The 336-nt window shown below is 41.4% G+C and carries 1 rRNA gene; it reads left to right on the plus strand.

What is annotated here, in order from left to right:
• Positions 1-254 precede the first annotated feature (254 nt).
• Positions 255-336 (plus strand): 23S ribosomal RNA (locus OA91_RS23910); the annotation flags it as partial.

Consider the following 336-nt stretch of genomic DNA (forward strand, 5'->3'; position numbering starts at 1 on the left):
CTAAGCAAGTTGTTGTTACTTCTTTAAGGAACAAACAATCACTGACTTAGCGCTTTGCGCTAAATGCTCTTTAACAATTTAACTTTTTGAATAGATCGAAATAACAAACACAATCTTCGGATTGAGTATGTTGTTTCAAAGACGATAATCAAGCGTCAAACCGGTGGAAACACACTTTAACCTAGTGTGGTTTCAAATCGTAAATCCAACGAGACACAAAAGCTCGTTGGTATATAGACCCTTTTGGGTTATATGGTCAAGTGACCAAGCGTGCACGGTGGATGCCTTGGCAGTCAGAGGCGATGAAGGACGTGGTAATCTGCGAAAAGCTCGGGG

This window comes from Marinomonas sp. SBI8L, assembly GCF_001624705.1.
Lineage (GTDB): Bacteria > Pseudomonadota > Gammaproteobacteria > Pseudomonadales > Marinomonadaceae > Marinomonas.